This window comes from Dictyobacter halimunensis, assembly GCF_036245075.1.
The window spans coordinates 605,447-622,776 of record NZ_BSRI01000001.1; the positions used below are offsets into that span (position 1 = coordinate 605,447).

The following is a 17,330-nucleotide window of genomic DNA, read 5'->3' on the forward strand; positions in this document are numbered from 1 at the left end:
CCGTGGTAATTAAGCGGATTGGCGCTGACGCAGTTCCGCGGCCAGCTCATATTTATTGGCGAACACCCTGCTACCGCAATAGATGTTGTACCTGGTGAAAGACGATGGCGTCTCGCGCTTCAACCGCTCCTGAACGGCAGGTTTAAATGCCATCTTCGAATGGTACCAGGGCTCGGGCAAAGGAGCATATGCCAGTTCCGCTACCCAGGCGGGTACAGGAAGCTCATATTTCTGGCACAGATATTCAACGGAGGCAACGCAAAAGACAGCCCAGCGATGCTCATCTTCCGTTGGCTCCGCTGGCTCATGGATGGGATCTTGCAATAATTCTAGCTTGCGATCTGGATAATTTCCGAAAAAGTCGTTCATGAAATTACCCAGGGGAAGCCATGGTTCGGCCCCCTCACAGATCTCCCGATAAGAAACTGAGATTGTCTGCAGTTCAGTACATGTCTTCATTGGCCACCTTGTTTCTGTTGATCGTCTACAGGTATTGTAACATGCGAAACAAAAAATTTGCAGTGGGCGCACGTACGAATATCAATCATCGAAGCTCGTACACGCAGTTCTCAGCGCATCCCACGCGGTTAAAATAATTCGTCCAGGGTATCCTGAAACTGATAGTGATCCTGCCAGGCGGTATCAGGTATAAAACGATCGACAATCTCCTGGGCCTGGTCTCGTGTCGTTATCTGCAACTGCTTGAGCAGCGCCTCAATGTCAAGCATATCTTTTGGGCGATACACCATCAATTTGAGGGCCAGAATATATTCCTTCGAAGGCAGGTATACATGCAGCTTTTTATACTCATGCCATAACGTCGCTCCCGGATTGGGCGCCATATCGCGAATAAAATAGGCCACGTCATCATTAATCCAGGTTCGCTTCATCTGATGCTTTTTCGCGACAGCATTCACAGCCGACTTAAACGCCTTGGTTTCAGGGGTTGGATTGGTTGAGCTATCGCCTTCGATATCCATCAAGACCACATCCACATCTTCGGTGGACTCACGGTTGGCAGCCAGCAATAGCATCGCTACCCCACCCACGATCATCACGCGCACCGGCGATTGAAAGCCACGCCGCTCCAACTCATCGCCTAGTTCCTGCAAATATTTCTCTATCTCTTGCCGCTGCATAGATCCACTTTCTCCAGCATAATCAACCTTAAAATATCACCCTCAGTTTACCACGCTCCATGCCTGTTTAGCGATAAATTATAGATATAATTCTATATACAATAAATGTGAGATTGACCCAAAGAGAGCCAATCTCACATTACAAAGCTTGCATAACAGCTATCGATCAGACTGATTGCCGGCCTGACGTAGCGCGGATGATAGCGCAGAGCGTATCTAAAGCCCGGCCAACAAGTTCTTCCTCAATCACTAGCGGCACGAGGATGCGCAGAACATTGCCATATAGGCCAGCCTTCAGCAACAGAATTCCTTGCGTACGCGCCTCTGCGATAATACGGTCTACCAGTTCGGGGGCGGGCTCTTTGGTCTCAGGATGGCGCACAAATTCGAGTGCGATCATCATACCCAGGCCGCGCACATCGCCAATGAATGATACCTCTTGCTGGAGCGTCAGGAAGCGTTCGCGGAAGCGGGTTCCCAGCGCGACAGAACGGGATAAAATCTGCTCCTGCTCGAAAACATCGAGCACGGCCAGTCCAGCCGCGCAGGCGACCGGATTGCCAGCATAGGTACCTCCCAATCCGCCTCCCGCTGGCACATCCATCACCTCGGCCCTACCAATGACACCTGAGAGGGGAAAGCCACCCGCCAGACTCTTGGCGACCGTAATCATATCGGGGACAACACCGCTATGCTCAATGGCGAAGAACTTGCCGGTACGCCCAAAGCCGGATTGAATTTCATCCGCGATCAGCAAGATACCATGCTCAGTTGTAATGCGTCTTAGCTCGCGCAAAAAGTTGGACGGAGCCGCTACGAATCCTCCTTCACCCAACTCAGGCTCAATAATCACGGCCGCCACCTGGTCAGCCGTCACATCGGTCTGAAAAAGCTCCTGCAAGGCTTCCAGGGACCGTTCGCTGCTCCATCCACGATATTCGTAAGGATAGGGCGCATGATACACTTCGGGGGCAAAAGGTCCAAAGCGCTGCTTGTAGGCGGAAGCCTTGCCCGTCAGGCTCATGCCGAGCAGGGTACGACCATGGAAGCTATGGGTAAACGAGACGACAGCGGGCCGCTGCGTTGAGGCGCGAGCAATCTTAATCGCATTCTCAACGGCCTCGGCACCTGTCGTCAGAAAGATCGTCTTCTTGGGATCGTCGCCCGGCGCCAGCTCGTTCAGGCGTTCGGCCAGGCGTATATATGGCTCATACATCACAACCTGAAAGCAGGTATGGGTAAAGTTCGCCAGTTGATCCTGCACCGCCTGCATGACCAGTGGATGATTATGACCTATATTGAGAACCCCAATACCACCCACAAAGTCCACATACTCTTTCCCATCAATGTCCCAGAGGCGCGCCCCCTGCGCCCGTGCCGCAAAAATTGGATGCGCGTTGGACACGCCTCGAGGGACATGTTGCTGCCGGAGCTCTTGTAACGCGGCCGTACGCGATTGATTGCTGAGCATACTGTTTTCCCACCTTCGTATATATTTCGGTTATCTAACCAGACTTGTTCATCAGCAAATATAAACAAAGAAGCTTTTTTATTCAATAGTATTCAGGATGACAAAGAAGGTCCTCACTACTACCTGGTCCCGATGCCCTGCCGTAGCGTTGACAGCACGAATCTAGAGGCATCGCGTGGCGCCGTATACCCTTCAGAGATACTTTCCCAGGCCATAAACAGCATGGCAGTAATCGTATCAATAATCCAACGCGTGGGGAGGTCACTACGAAACGTGCCTTCACCCTGTCCACGCTGAACCAGGGTTTCAAATTGCCCTAGTAAACGGACCTCCCTGGCTTTAAAATCTTCATCGCTATTGTCAAAGGGCCAGGCCCCGATCAAAAAATGGAAGCGATGTCCAATCGGAACCAGTGTCAGCACGAGGTTTTCCAGCGATTCTGAAGCCGGGGTCTGTCCTATATGGCTGATCGTTACAATCTGCTCAATTTCGTCAAAGCAGCTGGCGATCAGGGCACGCAACAGTTCTTCCCGGCTTGCGTAGTAGCGATGCAGCGTAGTACGGCCAATGCCGGCCGCCATAGCAATATCATGCATCGAAGCAGCGTTATTGGAAATGAGCGTCTTTATAGCAATATCCTGGATAGTCTCTCGATCCATAGCCATAGATCTGTATCTCCTCTGGAACCGCAGCGTCCCAATTCAAACTTGTATGTTCATTAACATTGAGAAAAAAAACAACGCATATACAAAAGTATACACGTTGTGATAACAAAAAAAATCACACCTGTTAGTACTAGAGCAGGTTAGCGCGACGCGTGCTGGCATAACCAGGTACCAGCATCACGGGACCGAATGAATGTGCGAAAGAACCGATACCAGGCCTGTGACGGTGGATCCCCAGATCAGTAAAAAGAAGAAGGCGGCGAACCCAACAAAGAGAAAAAAACAAAAATAGTACAAAGCCGATTTCGCGATAGGTATGACAATGGTATCTCTGCACAAATGCCAGAAGCCCGAAAACTGCTGTTTCATTCCCTTGACCTCGTATGTGCTAACCATCGCACTACAAACCACATCTATCGTCCAGAGATAAAGGCTCTGGACTCATGTTTTGAGACGATTCAGCACAATGTCTGGTATCAGAGTTCTGGATTTTGCAAAAATCCGAAAAAACGGGTGCTTTAGCCATCGATACGCGCGGTAGAAACGGACCAGCCATGCAAGAAACCATGCCAGTTAAGGGTGATATGCGCGGTACAGGTAACCGTATCCGAGTACACGATCGGATACGTTACCGTATCCCCATTCCACGTGGGGGCCTTTGTCTGCAATAAGCGAATGTGACGATTGACGACGATATCATCAGCCTGCCGGCTCACTTTTCCACAAGGGGGGACCGTCTGTGAGGAGGTAAACTGGTATGCATTGTTGGTGTTAACCCAGCCCTGTATGTCCAGTGGGGGCCGATAGTAGTACATATAATTGAGGCTAAAACCGGCCAGAGCCAGCACAACAACACAGAGGGCCACATAGCGCTTCAGCATCGTCTGGATTGGATACGAAGCGATCGGAGTACCTTTAATCGGCAAGACAAGGGTGTGAGCCACGCGATCGCCAACGCGCTGGAAGCCATGGGATAGACAGCAGGAGAAAAGGCCAATAATATAACACAAAGGCAGCATGTCAAGAAAGCGTAACAGGTTACGCCACAAAGCTGCCAGCCAGCTCAGGCGCTCCCCCCGCATACCGGTAACATGCAGCCCGAACAACAGTTTACCGATGGTGGTGCCAAATAAGGTTTCCTGCACGAAGAAATAGATAAAAGCGATTACATACAACCAGATGGGATGAATGAAAGGGATCCCCCCAAAGGTCAGGCTAAAACCATCTCCGTCAAACGAGTAATTGTTGCCTGGAGCGGGATCTGCGACACCAAATATAGCACTGATCCAGATTTGAAGACTGCTAAGAATGATGAAGTCAATGATAGCCGCGCCTACACGCGTGAAAAATACACGTATCCTTATTGCTGGGGGACCGGGTTTTGTGCCAACCGCACCGTCAGTTTGCATGAGTGCTCTCTTCTATGAGAAAATCTTAAATAGATGCCTGCCAATTACATTGCCGCCCCCTTATTATACTCAAACAGGCAAGCATTTTAGACACGAAACTCCAATATGGCAACCATCCGACGTTCCAGTGATCGCCCAGATTACCTGAATAATGAAAGGGCGATGCGAGATCAAACGATGCGCGCCGTCGCCACGGAGACGCTGCGTAGCTCACCCTCGCGTTCGAGCAGGAGGGTGTGGCGCTGTCCCGGGCTCCCGCGCAGAGCATCCACCGCCATCGATAACGGCAGGCCCGTCATTTTCAGGCCGTTAACCTGCAACAGGCGATCCCCCACCCGCACCGATCGGCGGACGCAGGCATAGTTGCCATCCGAGATCGCGGCAATACGATAGGAGCGATCGGCATTAAGGGCGAGCGTCAATCCCACCATGTCCATATCGTATGGATACGCATCATCGTTCCACTCCCAGTAGGACATTGCATGCATATAATCGATCTCTATCCTGAATTGCCTGAGCACGTTGCCAGCCAAGGCCCCCATAATAGGAGCGGTCATATGCTCCGAGTGAGCTTCCCCAAATACGCTATCCGGGTGAGAGACGACGGTGATATTTCTGAGTAATACTGACCCCATAGTCATAAGTGGGGCACGCATCATCGTGGCATGCTCTTCTCCTGGCACCCCCATGTTGGCGGCGCCCACCGCACAGCTAGCCCGGGGCCAGGCGGGAAACTGCTGCATCCATTTGCCCATCACAACATCAGATAGCATGGTACACGAGGCACCTGTATCCAGCAGTAAGCTATATTGCTCACCACCAACGGTGGCCTCAACGCGTGGAAAATAACTATTGGAGTGAAACGAGATAGGCACCGGCTCACCGCGCGTAGCCATAGCGCTACCAGACGAAAGTGAAAAGGTACCCATTGTATAATCCAGGAGTACACAATAACGCGCTAGCAAAAATCCCGGTAGAATACCATCCAGATCTTCGCCAGGGAAAAGGGAATATGTTCCCACCGCCATTAAAGCAGATACCTGCGCCAGTTCAAGCTCGCACGGACCAACGAGCAAACGCGGTGGACGCACACGACGAAAAATATGCTGCCCCAGACATGATACGGTCTCATCCTCAAGAACCAGCTCTAAATCCTGGGCCAGAGCTTCGGTGATAATGAGCGCCCCCCCGGCAGTGTCAACGAGAAAACGCGCTTTACGTATGTAGCCACAATCGGTGCGTACCTCAAGTTCAACAGAAGGCCGATCGTGCGACAGGTAAAGCGAGATACATCCATGCTGCTGTACAGTCATTATGGCTCCTTTGCACAACAATGCCTCATAAAACATGATATGAACACTTTACATTGCCATAATACACAATTTAGTAGCACACAACAAATAGGCAGGGCACGGAGTATATGATTGTTAGCGGGTGCGTCTCTGGATTAGCGCAGATATTCTATTACACGGAAAACAACTTGCGGTGGTGTCACATGGCCGAAGAGAATTCTATAAATAATGCAAATCCTGCCATAGTAGGAGCTCAAACAGCATTTTTCCTGTCATTATTATTATAATACAATTGTCAATCCCTGCGCATCGTTCATTTGGACGTTGTTTCAGAAAGCATTTGCGGTTACAATAGCCCGGCACTTTACGTGCGCTTTTGTTGAATGTTGTCGCATATCACCTTCATCAGGAGGGGTCGATGCACGTCTTTCGCAAGCGCTACCTGCTGCTTTTAAGCACGTACCTCAAGCCGCAATGGAAAAATGTCTTATTATTATCCTTCTCGCTACTGATCAGCATTGGTCTGCAGCTTCTTAACCCACAGATATTGCGCTATTTTATCGATACCGCGATCTACCATGGCGCAAACAATTCCTTGATCGCTGCCGGGCTCCTGTTCATAGGTGTAGCCCTGGCGCGGCAAGGTATCTCCATTGCCAGCACCTATCTCAACACGAATGTGGCATGGACAGCCACTAACCAGCTACGTACCGACCTGGTGGCCCATTGTCTCTCACTGGACCTGGACTATCATACATCCCGTACGGCAGGAGAGATGATCGAGCGCATCGATGGAGACGTCAATGCACTGACCAATTTCTTTTCACAGTTCGTGATTAACCTGCTCACAAGCATGGTGCTGCTACTCGCCATTCTCGTCCTCTTCTTCACCATCAGCATCTGGGTAGGTCTGGCGATGGTCGCCTTCTCTGGTAGCGCGCTGCTCATCCTCATGTATCTGCGCCGGCGCGCGGTCCCCCTCTGGAAAGAGAGTCGGCAGATCACTACCACCCTGTATGGCTTTCTCAGCGAGAGGCTGATTGGAACCGAGGATATTCGCGCCAACGGAGCTACCGGCTATGTGCTGCGTCGCTTCTATCTGCTGCTGCGCACATGGTCTCCCATTTTTCGTCGCTCGATGGCGGCGGAAGTCACCATGGGTATCATCACCCTGTTCTTCTTCGTCCTGGGCAGCGTCCTCTCCTCTCTATTGGGACAGCCCTATGGATACAGGGGGCACTCACCATCGGGACCGTTTACCTGATATTTTCATATACCGATCAGCTTTCCCAGCCGATTCAACAGATTCAGCAGCAGCTCCAGGATCTGCAGCAGGCCGAGGCATGCATCAGGCGCATCGAAGAGCTGCGCGAAACGCGTTCGGCCCTGATTGATGGGGAACAAGAACTGCGCCCTGATACAGCGCTCGACGTTACTTTTGACAATGTCACGTTCGGCTATGTCGCGGATGAGCCGGTATTGCGAGAGGTCTCGTTCCACCTTGCGTCTGGCCGTATACTGGGCATCGTTGGCCGCACGGGCAGCGGCAAGAGCACATTATCCCGCCTGCTCTTCCGCCTCTACGATCCCCAGTCCGGTGAGATCCGTGTAGGTAATCACCCCCTGCCAACCCTGCAGTTGCGCTCACTGCGCCATCACATCGGGATGGTCACGCAGGAGGTACAGATCTTTCACGCCAGCGTACGCGACAACCTGACTCTCTTCAACAGCACAATTTCAGATGAACAGATCAAACAAGCCCTGGTTGAAGTTGAGATGTCCGGTTGGCTGGCAACCCTTCCAAATGGGCTGGATACCATCATAGGAGCCGCCGGAGAAGGATTATCGGCGGGCGAAGCCCAATTGCTCGCCTTCGCACGCGTCTTCCTGAGCAATCCGGGCATCATCGTTCTGGATGAAGCCTCGTCCAGATTGGACCCGGCTACCGAGCATCGAATCGAGCAGGCCATCCATAAACTGCTAGCTGGACGTACCGCGCTGGTAATCGCGCATCGCCTGAAGACCATTCAAAGGGTTGATGATATCTTGCTGCTGGAAAACGGGCGCATACGCGAGTGGGGAACACGGGCAGACCTGGAGAAAGATCCAAACTCTCACTTTTCACGCTTACTGCATACAGCCCCGGCATCCGACAACTCCATCGCCAATCAGCCGGAACTGGCAACCGATCGGGATTAGAAAGGGCAGCACAAACAATATGAAAACGTACCAGTTTATCGGCCGATTGATCCGCTATCGCTCCTGGTCATATATCGGCTCTCTGTGCGGCGACATCAGCTTCTATGTCATAGGACGGTTGCTATTCGGATTGATCCTGCAGGCCTTTTTTAATGCGCTCAATACGCTGGCTCACAGTGCCAGTCGCGCCAGCCTGCTACCATGGCTGCTCCTGGGCGCGCTGGCACTGGCGGCGCTGCTCAGGGCTGCCATACAGGCCGCTTCCCTCCCCGCAACCATGACCTGCATCTTCAATACCAGTGCATTGCTACAGAGAAATCTGCTGCGCTATATTCTGCAGAGGCCGGGCGCGCGAGCCATTCCGGGGTCCGCAGGCGAGGCCATCAACTACTTCCGGGATGACGTCGATGCCATCGACGGACTTTTTGGGCAGATCGCCAATATGGTGGGCCTGGTCTTCTTTATGCTACCGGCGGCCATTATCTTGCTGCACATCGATGTCCTGATTACCCTCTGCGTCTTCCTGCCTCTCTTGCTGGTGGTGGGCATCGCTCAGGTCATGCGACAGCGCCAACATCGACTACGCGCCGCCAGTCGAGAGGCCACGGGATTACTAACGGGTGCCATCGGAGAAATCTTTAGCGCCGTCCAGGCTATTCAGGTAGCCGGGGCAGAAGACTCGGCGGTCGCCTACTTCAGCCGGCTCAGCCGCGTGCGCCAGCGACAGATACTGAAAGATACCGTTTTCTTCAGCGCCCTGCAGTCGGTCTTTGGCAACACGGTTGGCATCGGCACCGGGCTGATCATGGTGCTGGCGACGCTCTATCGCCACCTCAATCCCGGCGATATCGCCATCTTCATCTCTTACCTGGGGACCATTACCACCTTTATCGTCTCCGCCGCCTCCTTGCTTACCCAGTATACCCAGGCCAGGGTATCACATCAGAGGCTGGTATCGCTCCTGCAGGGCGCCGATGAGGAGATACTGCTCAATAGCGATCCCCTCTATCTCAAACAACCCGTACCCAAGTTGCAGACGCCGGTTAAAACAAATAAAGACCGGCTGGAGTTGCTCACCGTCAATAATCTCACCTACCACTATCCCGATACCGGGCGCGGCATCGCCAATATCAGTTTTCAGCTGCGGCGCGGCACCCTTACCGCGATTACGGGACGCATCGCAGCCGGCAAAACAACACTGGTACAAACGCTACTGGGACTACTACCGATGGATGAAGGCGAGGTCAGTTGGAACGACCAACGCGTCATCAACCCGGCCGATTTTTTTGTGCCACCACATAGCGCCTATACGCCCCAGGTACCTCATCTCTTCAGCGATACACTGGAAGAAAACATCCTTCTAGGTCTTTCCCCCAACAGGGTGGATATTCCACAGGCGCTGCGCCTGGCGGTGCTCGAGCCTGATATCGCCCGATTGGAACAAGGGTTGCAGAGCATCATCGGCACGCGTGGCGTCAGGCTCTCAGGAGGACAGGCGCAGCGCACAGCGGCCGCCAGAATGCTCGTCAGGGATAGCGAACTGCTCGTCTTCGACGATATTTCCAGCGCCCTCGATGTAGAGACCGAACAGCAACTCTGGCAACGCTTACTGGCACAGCGTCAGAACACCTGCCTGGTTATCTCACACCGCAAGACCGTGTTGCAGCAGGCGGACAACATTATCGTTCTCAAAGCCGGTCAGATCGAAGCCATGGGGACGCTACCAGAGCTCCTCGCCACCAGCGAAGAGTTCGGTCATATCTGGCACGGTGATTTCGAGCGATAAACACCTAACGAAGTGCCAACAAATCCCCCACGCGAGCAGGTGTCGCATTGCACGTATACGTATACGTGCAATGCGACACCTGTCGAGACCAGCGTATCAAGCCACTGTTGGCAATTGATAACAATCCTCGAACAGATTCGGCACGAAACTTCGAACACATGCCAAAATCCATTGAAGATGACTTGACTTTTCATTTGGCTTTCTCTATGCTTAGATGGCGAAAGATTTATTAATAAAGGGGAGACACATGGCCGGTAATTGCTAATACTTGCTAGAACATATGGCGGAAAAGCAACGCTTTCGCTGCTGTGCAGCGGAGTTTGTTTTGTCTATGCCCATTCTATGGCAAAGTGTTAGCAACTTCTCCTCAAATTTCGGCATGTATCTCGAAATGCTTCGACATCCTTTACGATTCTTCACTGAAGTTGCCTCCCACTGTAGAACAGGGACAGTTGTTCTTTGGCGTGCATTTCTGCCGAACCTCTCTTTTGAATCTACCAAAAGCATTGTGTCCCTTAAATAACAAAGCAGAGCATCATAGGCAAAATTCAACAAAAAACCGCAGGTATGTGCGGCGAACGTGGAGCAGATTGTATCTATCATACAGTTTATGATGTGCATAATAGACGGAAAGGAAAAAGTGATGACACCAATTGCGATACTTCAATCCCTTCAAGTTGGTACACCTCTAAAGTATGGTATAGAGGGATCACAGATAAAGATGGAACGGCCCTGGGAAACGTCGTTTTTCCGTACACCAACCCCCCAGCCTCGCTGGCTTTATACGACGCACCTTGAGGGAAATACTCAGGCGGATACAAAAAATCACGGCCAGATTAGCCAGGCCGTCCTACTGTACTCCGGCGCACACTATCCTCTCTGGCAAAGAGAATTGAACATGCCAGAGATAGGCCCTGGTGGATTCGGAGAGAATTTTACCATCGATGGAATGGATGAGCAGATGGTCTGTGTCGCCGATATTTATGCTCTCGGTAACGCACTCATTCAAGTCACAGGTCCGCGCTATCCTTGTTGGAAAATTGCTCGTCGATGGAATATAGATGATCTCACAAGACGCGTCGCCATAACCGGTCGTACTGGCTGGTATTGTCGCGTTCTTCAGGAAGGCCTGGTCGAACCGGGCATGTCTATCCAGTTAGTGAAGCGACCCTATCCGCGCTGGACAATGGCGCTGATCAATAACTTTGCTCACGGTCACAACAAGGATGTAGGGCTGGCACGAGAACTCGCTTCCTGCCCGGATCTGGAAGAGTGGTGGCAGGAAATGATTATGCGTCGTGTGTTGGGTCGTGACAGGGATGGCTATGCAGTGCAGCACGCTGGTTAACCCCTATCCTGATGGGACAAAATCACCAGCAAAAATCGTGGGAGGATGCCAAAACTCTGAATTTGTTCTTTTCTTAACATGATATTTGCGGATTAGACATTCAATTCTAAAGAGGGCGTTTGAAGATTTGGGGCGAGAAGCGTTTCTCGCCCCAAATCTTCAAACGCCCTCTTTAGAATTGGCATAAGAATTGGCATATTCATTCGAAATTCTGTATCACAAGTACTAATACGAATCTTCGAATGTAGAAACTTTCCACGATGTTCATCAACAATAATGTTGAGATAAAAAAACAACAGATCACAACAAGGGCTATATATGGTGTGCAAAACAGTGTTATACTCCTATCAGGCAATTGCAAATAATGCTATGTTTATTTATTTCTACCGAATAGATATCTATTACGCCATTGCTAGCGAAAAAAGGAGGCTCATGATGAGCATTTCAGCAACGATACAGTCATTTCCCCAGCATCGCCCGGTTACGCTTGCGCGTCGTGGGGTGGTGGCTGCGCCACATTACCTGGCGTCTGAAGCGGGCCTGGATATACTGAAGTCTGGAGGCAACGCGATAGATGCAGCGATCGCAGCCAACGCCATGCTGCAGGTCGTCTATCCGTTTGTGTGTGGGTTGGGTGGTGATACATTTATGATGATTTATGAAGCCTCCAGCGGCAATGTGTATGGCTTAAACGGCAGCGGCCGCTCGGCGCAGGCAGCCAGCATCGAACGCTACCAGGAACTGGGACATAAGACGATGCCGACCTTCGGTGTCCACACGGTGACCGTTCCTGGCTGTGTCAGTGGCTGGGATGCCGCCTCGCAACGCTTCGGTCGGCTCGGGCTGGCAAGATCGCTGGAAGCGGCCATATCCTACGCTGAAGAGGGGTTCGCCATCGGACCGGGATTGCATAACGCCTTGACTGCGATGAGTAAGCGGGATGATGTACACGCCTCCTGGCATCGGCATTTTCTGCCCGATGGTACTGTGCCTGAAGTTGGCAGCATCATGCGCGTTCCCACGCTGGCCCAGACGTACAAAACGATCGTACAAGAAGGGCCGGCCAGCTTCTATAATGGATCGATCGCCACCGCGATGGCTGAGTTCTTCGAGCGTGAAGGGGGGCTGATTACACGTGAAGATCTGGCCGCCCACCGGGCGGACTGGGTTACGCCGCTCAGCGTACCATTCGCGGGCTTACGTATATATGAAATGCCACCCAACACACAGGGCGTCACCGCGCTCCAGATGTTAGGCATACTCGATCAACTGCCCCTGGGCAGCGATCCACTGGCCCCTGAAACTGTTCATCCAGCCATCGAGGCAAAGAAGATCGCCTTTACCGATCGGGCCGCGTACCTGACCGATCCCACGCATATGCGCGTTGATCCCGCCCAACTGGTGAGTCCTGCTTATCTCGATCAGCGCCGCTCCCTGGTCGATCTACAGCGTGCCCAGACCTTCACGGCATCCGGAAGTTTCACAGGCGATACTATCTATCTCTGCGCGGCCGATCGCGACGGGAATATCGTCTCGCTGATCCAAAGCAATTACATGGGCTTTGGTAGCGGCCTGGTTGTTGATGATCTGGGTATCGTGCTGCAGAATCGTGGCGCCTATTTCTCGCTTAATCCACAGGCCGCCAACGCCCTGGCTCCCCGCAAACGCACCTTACATACCTTGATCCCATCGCTGGCCCTCAAAGATAACAGGCCCGCCATGGTGTTTGGCACCATGGGAGGCGATGGACAGGCACAGACCCACCTGCAGGTCTATACCGCCAGCGCGCGCTTCGGCTTAAATATGCAGCAAGCAATCGAGATGCCGCGCTGGATACATGGCTCACCCTATGGTGGCGTCGAAGAAGCCCTGCTGGTCGAGGATCGCTTCCCGGTGGCAACGTTGGAAACACTGCGCCAGATGGGACATACCATCCAGGTTGGAGACCTATGGATGACGACTATGGGCTATGCCCAGGGCATCATGTTTGATCCCGCGACCGGGGTCATGCAGGGAGGCTCTGATCCACGTGCTGAGGGGATCGCCGCCGGCTGGTAAATCAACAAAAGTGAATAAAGTACTTTTTATCCCCTCTTTTTGCGCCGGAGGAGCAAAAGAGGTATACTGCACTTTATCCAAATAACGCCGACCAAGGAGAAAATGTATGGCTGCCAGCGCTGCCCGGCCCTTGAACATCTTTATTTCTTATGTTGAGAGAGATCAAGAGTTGCTGCAAGACCTGGAAAATCATCTCGCCACTTTGAAGCAACAGGGACTGATCACGAACTGGCAGCAGCATGACATACGTGCAGGCGAGGAATGGAAAAAGGCCGTTATGCAGCATCTAGAAGCGGCCGATATCATCTTTTTGCTGATCAGCGCCGACTTTTTGGCCTCGGAGCACTGCTCCGGTGTTGAGATGGCGCGGGCGATCGAGCGTCATGATCGAAGTGAGGCGCGCGTCATACCGATCATTCTGCGTCCTTGCGACTGGCAGGGCAGCCCATTCGAGAAGCTCACATGCCTGCCGAGCAATAGGCAGCCCGTCACCAGTTGGCAACAGCACGACTCGGCCTTTTTAGATATCGTCACCGAGCTACGCAAGATTATTGAAGAGCTCAACCAACCGCGTTTCGTGACACCAGACTCTCCGATCTGCCATATTCCATACGAGCGCAATTTCTTTTTTACCGGCCGCGATGAAGTGTTGGATCGTCTCCACTCCTCGTTTCAAACCATGGCGACACAGGCAATCAGTGGACTGGGTGGCATCGGCAAAACACAGATCGCCATTGAGTATGTCTACCGCTATCAGGACGACTATCAAGCCATTTTATGGGCTCAGGCGGATTCGCGCGAAGCATTGCTGGCCAGTATCGATGAAATCGCCCAGCAACTAAAGCTGCCCGAGCGCCAGGAATCCAATCACCCCCTCCTGCGGCAGGCATTCAAGCGCTGGCTCCAGGAACATGCAGGCTGGCTACTTGTGCTGGATAACGCCGATGATCTCGCACTGGTACGTGATATACTTCCGACCGCTACCAGGGGACACATTCTGCTGACTACGCGCACCCAGATTCTAGGCAGGATTGCCCACCGGGTGGAAATCGAACAAATGGCAGGCAACGAAGGAGCACTCTTCTTACTCAGACGTGCCACCTTGCTCGATGTAAATCAATCACTTGATGACATAGCTCCCGTGCAGCACCAGCTGGCACTTGAGATTGTTGAGCAAACAGGTGGTTTACCTCTGGCACTCGACCAGGCAGGGGCATACATCGAAGAAACCAGATGCAATCTCCACGAATACCTGATACTCTATCAAACGCGATTAAGCGAGCTGCTCAAGCGCCGTGGCCAAAATGTGCTCGATCATCCCGCGCCGGTGACAACCACCTGGTCGCTATCCATCGATAAAGTTCAGCACAAAAATCCAAAGGCGCTGGAGATCCTCCGCTTATGTGCCTTTCTCGATCCCGATGCCATTCCACTGGCTACACTGAGCAAAGGTGCCCGGCATCTAGGGCCGGATTTAGAGCAACTTGGGCAGGACCCAATCGCGCTCAACGATGCGTTGGCCGAACTGCGCAATTATTCACTCATCCAGCGTAATCCCAACCAGACCCTGACCATCCATCGGCTGGTGCAGGCGGTTCTCCTGATGGTGATGGAGATGGAAACGCAACGTACATGGGCAGTACGCATCGTACGCGCATTCAATCGCCTCATCCCTCGCATCCACTACGGCAACTGGCCGCGCTGCTTCGCCCTACTACCTCATGCGAAAAGGTGCATCCACCTGATCGATCGCTGGCAGATGAAGTCCACTGAGGCAGCAACCCTGCTCAACTGGACAGGCAGATTTCTGGCTGAACAGGCTACCTATGCGGAAGCGGAAATCTATCTACAGAAGGCGCTGGCATTGAGAGAAAAGATCCTGGGTCCCCGCCATCGCAGCACGATCAGTAGCATCAATAATCTGGCCAGGCTTTACCATAAACAGGCGAAGTATACACAGGCCGAGCCGCTCTACCAGAAGGCATTGGAGATCAGCGAACAGACCATACAACGCAATATGCGTAACATCACCACCAGCCTGCTCAACCTGGCCCGCCTGTATAGTGATCGCGGCAAATATACACAGGCCAGACCACTCTATCAGCGGGCGCTCGACATCAACGAACAAGCATTTGGCACTGACCATACGGGCAACGCCATCATTCTTAATCATTTGTCTAGCCTCTACCGCTATCATGGAGAATATACATTAGCCATCGAGTGCGCTCAGAGAGCACTAACTATCCGCGAACAGATCCTGGAGTCCGATGACCCGGATATCGCCCAGAGTCTCAATTATCTGGCCCGTGTCTACCATAACCAGAAAACATACGCGCGGGCGGAAGAGCTCTACTTGCGAGCTCTAGACATTCTTGAAAAGAAACTGGAGCCGGGCAATCCATTGATCGCGATCAACCTGAACTATCTGGCCGAGCTCTATGGCGACCAGGCGCAATACGAACAGGCCGAGCGGTTAGCTGCGCGAGCCCTGGCGATTCGAGAGGCGATCAGCCCCAATCATCCTGATACCACCCTCTGCCTCAGCAATCTCGCCAGTCTCTATCATCAGCAAAACAAAGACGAGTTGGCCGAGCCCCTGTTCAAACGAGCGCTCTCCGCGTGCGAACAGGTTCTTGGATCCAAACATCCCATCACGGCCAGAAGGTTGATCAGCCTCGCCCAGTTGTATCATGATCAGCAGAAGTATCAGCAAGCGGAACAGCTCTATCGCAGAGCCCTAGCCGTCGATGAACAATGCCTGGGCCCTGATCATCCGCATGTTGCGATGGACCTGAACTACCTGGCCCTGCTGTATCATGCCATGGGGCGCTACCAGGAAACAGAGCACCTGTTTCAGCGTGCATTTGAGATTTGTACCCATTTGAATGCCAACCATCCATTTAAGCTTGTCATCGACGAAAGCTATCACAGCCTCAAAACCTCATCCTCCTCCAACCATCAAGTCAGGCGTATCGGTTGGTAGCGCCGCGTAAAAAGAGATCATGACAGATATGTACCATATGTGGGGCGCGCAAATCATGCCTGTTAACCCGATAGTTCGATTACAGCCTGCGTAGCTTGACAAGGATGATAAACACGCATAAAATTGCCAGGGTAACCCTGAATTACCCGCAGAATCCGGCAGAAACAAGAAAGAGTCTGCGGATTCCTGCGGTACGGAGAAGAAGAAAATGTTAAAAGAAGAGCGCCAGCGCTATATAGTAGATCGTCTACACCGCGAAGGCAAAATTCTGGGTACCGACCTGGTTATGCAGCTAAAAGTATCTGAGGACACTGTCCGTCGCGATCTGAATGAACTGGCGGAGGCTGGCATCCTGCAACGTGTGCATGGCGGCGCGCTCCCGCGTGCGCTCTCTTCTTCGTACGAAGAACGCCTGCAGACCAGTACCGGCGCCAAGGTTACGATCGCCAGGGCTGCCGCTGACCTCATTCACGATGGGCAAGTCATCATTATGGATAGCGGCACCACGGTACACGAAATCGCCAACCAGATTCCCCCTAACCGGCAGGCTACCGTTATCACCAACAGCATTCCGGTCGCCGCCACGCTGGCCCTGCATCCCCATATCGAGGTCCAGGTGCTGGGCGGGAAATTAAAAAAAGACGCCCAGGCCATGATCGGCGTCCCGGTCATCGAGGCCCTCAAACAGATCCGCGCCGACCTCTGCTTCCTCGGCATCTGCAGCCTGCATCCCGAGATCGGCATCAGCATGCCAGATATGGAAGAGGTCTATACCAAGCGCACCATGATCGAGCAAGCGGCAGAAATCGTTGCCGTTAGCGAAGCCAGCAAGCTTGGGACGGCCGCCCCCTACATAGTCGGCCCCATCACCGCCCTGACCTATCTCGTCACCGACACCTCCACCGACGAAGAAAGCCTTGCACCCTACCGGCAACTGGGCATCCAGGTCATTAGAGCAGATTGATAGGGATTTTAGACGA

General features: G+C 52.7%; 13 protein-coding genes. 7 read left to right on the forward strand and 6 right to left on the reverse strand.

Annotation, left to right across the window (positions count from 1 at the left end):
• Positions 1 to 9: 9 nt before the first annotated feature.
• The 6 genes from AABA21_RS02590 to AABA21_RS02615 form a co-directional block, all read right to left on the reverse strand.
• Positions 10 to 459 (reverse strand): hypothetical protein, encoded by a 450-nt coding sequence (locus AABA21_RS02590; protein WP_338247400.1) that lies wholly within the window; start codon positions 457 to 459, stop codon positions 10 to 12.
• A gap of 128 nt (positions 460 to 587) precedes the next feature.
• A complete protein-coding gene (locus AABA21_RS02595) occupies positions 588 to 1,139 on the reverse strand; it encodes a hypothetical protein (RefSeq protein ID WP_338247401.1) in 552 nt (183 codons plus the stop codon).
• Between the two features lie 166 nt (positions 1,140 to 1,305).
• Positions 1,306 to 2,610: a 4-aminobutyrate--2-oxoglutarate transaminase gene (gabT, locus tag AABA21_RS02600; protein WP_338247402.1), complete on the reverse strand. Its 1,305-nt coding sequence runs from the start codon at positions 2,608 to 2,610 to the stop codon at positions 1,306 to 1,308.
• Between the two features lie 119 nt (positions 2,611 to 2,729).
• Entirely contained in the window at positions 2,730 to 3,275 is a 546-nt protein-coding gene (locus AABA21_RS02605; RefSeq protein ID WP_338247403.1) for a TetR/AcrR family transcriptional regulator, read from the reverse strand.
• Positions 3,276 to 3,793: 518 nt separating this feature from the next.
• On the reverse strand, positions 3,794 to 4,684 hold the full coding sequence (locus AABA21_RS02610; RefSeq protein WP_338247404.1) for an RDD family protein: 891 nt from the start codon (positions 4,682 to 4,684) through the stop codon (positions 3,794 to 3,796).
• A gap of 170 nt (positions 4,685 to 4,854) precedes the next feature.
• On the reverse strand, positions 4,855 to 5,997 hold the full coding sequence (locus tag AABA21_RS02615; protein ID WP_338247405.1) for a PDZ domain-containing protein: 1,143 nt from the start codon (positions 5,995 to 5,997) through the stop codon (positions 4,855 to 4,857).
• A 397-nt stretch (positions 5,998 to 6,394) separates the two neighbouring features.
• Here AABA21_RS02615 and AABA21_RS02620 point away from each other — a divergent pair, with 397 nt between their 5' ends.
• The 7 genes from AABA21_RS02620 (at position 6,395) to AABA21_RS02650 (ending at position 17,314) form a co-directional block, all read left to right on the forward strand.
• A complete protein-coding gene (locus AABA21_RS02620) occupies positions 6,395 to 7,240 on the forward strand; it encodes an ABC transporter transmembrane domain-containing protein (RefSeq protein ID WP_338247406.1) in 846 nt (281 codons plus the stop codon).
• Positions 7,241 to 7,455: 215 nt separating this feature from the next.
• On the forward strand, positions 7,456 to 8,175 hold the full coding sequence (locus AABA21_RS02625; protein ID WP_338250990.1) for an ATP-binding cassette domain-containing protein: 720 nt from the start codon (positions 7,456 to 7,458) through the stop codon (positions 8,173 to 8,175).
• 19 nt (positions 8,176 to 8,194) lie between these two features.
• Positions 8,195 to 9,961, forward strand: coding sequence for an ABC transporter ATP-binding protein (locus tag AABA21_RS02630; protein WP_338247407.1), 1,767 nt, complete (start codon positions 8,195 to 8,197; stop codon positions 9,959 to 9,961).
• 721 nt (positions 9,962 to 10,682) lie between these two features.
• Positions 10,683 to 11,309 (forward strand): MOSC domain-containing protein, encoded by a 627-nt coding sequence (locus AABA21_RS02635; RefSeq protein ID WP_338247408.1) that lies wholly within the window; start codon positions 10,683 to 10,685, stop codon positions 11,307 to 11,309.
• A 432-nt stretch (positions 11,310 to 11,741) separates the two neighbouring features.
• Positions 11,742 to 13,367 (forward strand): gamma-glutamyltransferase, encoded by a 1,626-nt coding sequence (ggt, locus tag AABA21_RS02640; RefSeq protein ID WP_338247409.1) that lies wholly within the window; start codon positions 11,742 to 11,744, stop codon positions 13,365 to 13,367.
• 106 nt (positions 13,368 to 13,473) lie between these two features.
• Complete coding sequence (gene fxsT / locus AABA21_RS02645) at positions 13,474 to 16,350, forward strand: FxSxx-COOH system tetratricopeptide repeat protein (protein ID WP_338247410.1); 2,877 nt, start codon at positions 13,474 to 13,476, stop codon at positions 16,348 to 16,350.
• A 208-nt stretch (positions 16,351 to 16,558) separates the two neighbouring features.
• Positions 16,559 to 17,314, forward strand: coding sequence for a DeoR/GlpR family DNA-binding transcription regulator (locus AABA21_RS02650; RefSeq protein WP_338247411.1), 756 nt, complete (start codon positions 16,559 to 16,561; stop codon positions 17,312 to 17,314).
• The last annotated feature ends 16 nt before the right edge of the window (positions 17,315 to 17,330 follow it).

Coding starts and splice junctions, on each gene's coding strand:
- AABA21_RS02615 (WP_338247405.1), bottom strand. CDS start 5,997: ATGACTGTACAGCAGCATGGATGTATCTCGCTTTACCTGTCGCACGAT.
- AABA21_RS02630 (WP_338247407.1), top strand. CDS start 8,195: ATGAAAACGTACCAGTTTATCGGCCGATTGATCCGCTATCGCTCCTGG.
- fxsT (WP_338247410.1), top strand. CDS start 13,474: ATGGCTGCCAGCGCTGCCCGGCCCTTGAACATCTTTATTTCTTATGTT.
- AABA21_RS02650 (WP_338247411.1), top strand. CDS start 16,559: ATGTTAAAAGAAGAGCGCCAGCGCTATATAGTAGATCGTCTACACCGC.
- AABA21_RS02595 (WP_338247401.1), bottom strand. CDS start 1,139: ATGCAGCGGCAAGAGATAGAGAAATATTTGCAGGAACTAGGCGATGAG.
- AABA21_RS02635 (WP_338247408.1), top strand. CDS start 10,683: ATGGAACGGCCCTGGGAAACGTCGTTTTTCCGTACACCAACCCCCCAG.
- ggt (WP_338247409.1), top strand. CDS start 11,742: ATGATGAGCATTTCAGCAACGATACAGTCATTTCCCCAGCATCGCCCG.
- AABA21_RS02610 (WP_338247404.1), bottom strand. CDS start 4,684: ATGCAAACTGACGGTGCGGTTGGCACAAAACCCGGTCCCCCAGCAATA.
- AABA21_RS02605 (WP_338247403.1), bottom strand. CDS start 3,275: ATGGCTATGGATCGAGAGACTATCCAGGATATTGCTATAAAGACGCTC.
- AABA21_RS02620 (WP_338247406.1), top strand. CDS start 6,395: ATGCACGTCTTTCGCAAGCGCTACCTGCTGCTTTTAAGCACGTACCTC.
- gabT (WP_338247402.1), bottom strand. CDS start 2,610: ATGCTCAGCAATCAATCGCGTACGGCCGCGTTACAAGAGCTCCGGCAG.
- AABA21_RS02590 (WP_338247400.1), bottom strand. CDS start 459: ATGAAGACATGTACTGAACTGCAGACAATCTCAGTTTCTTATCGGGAG.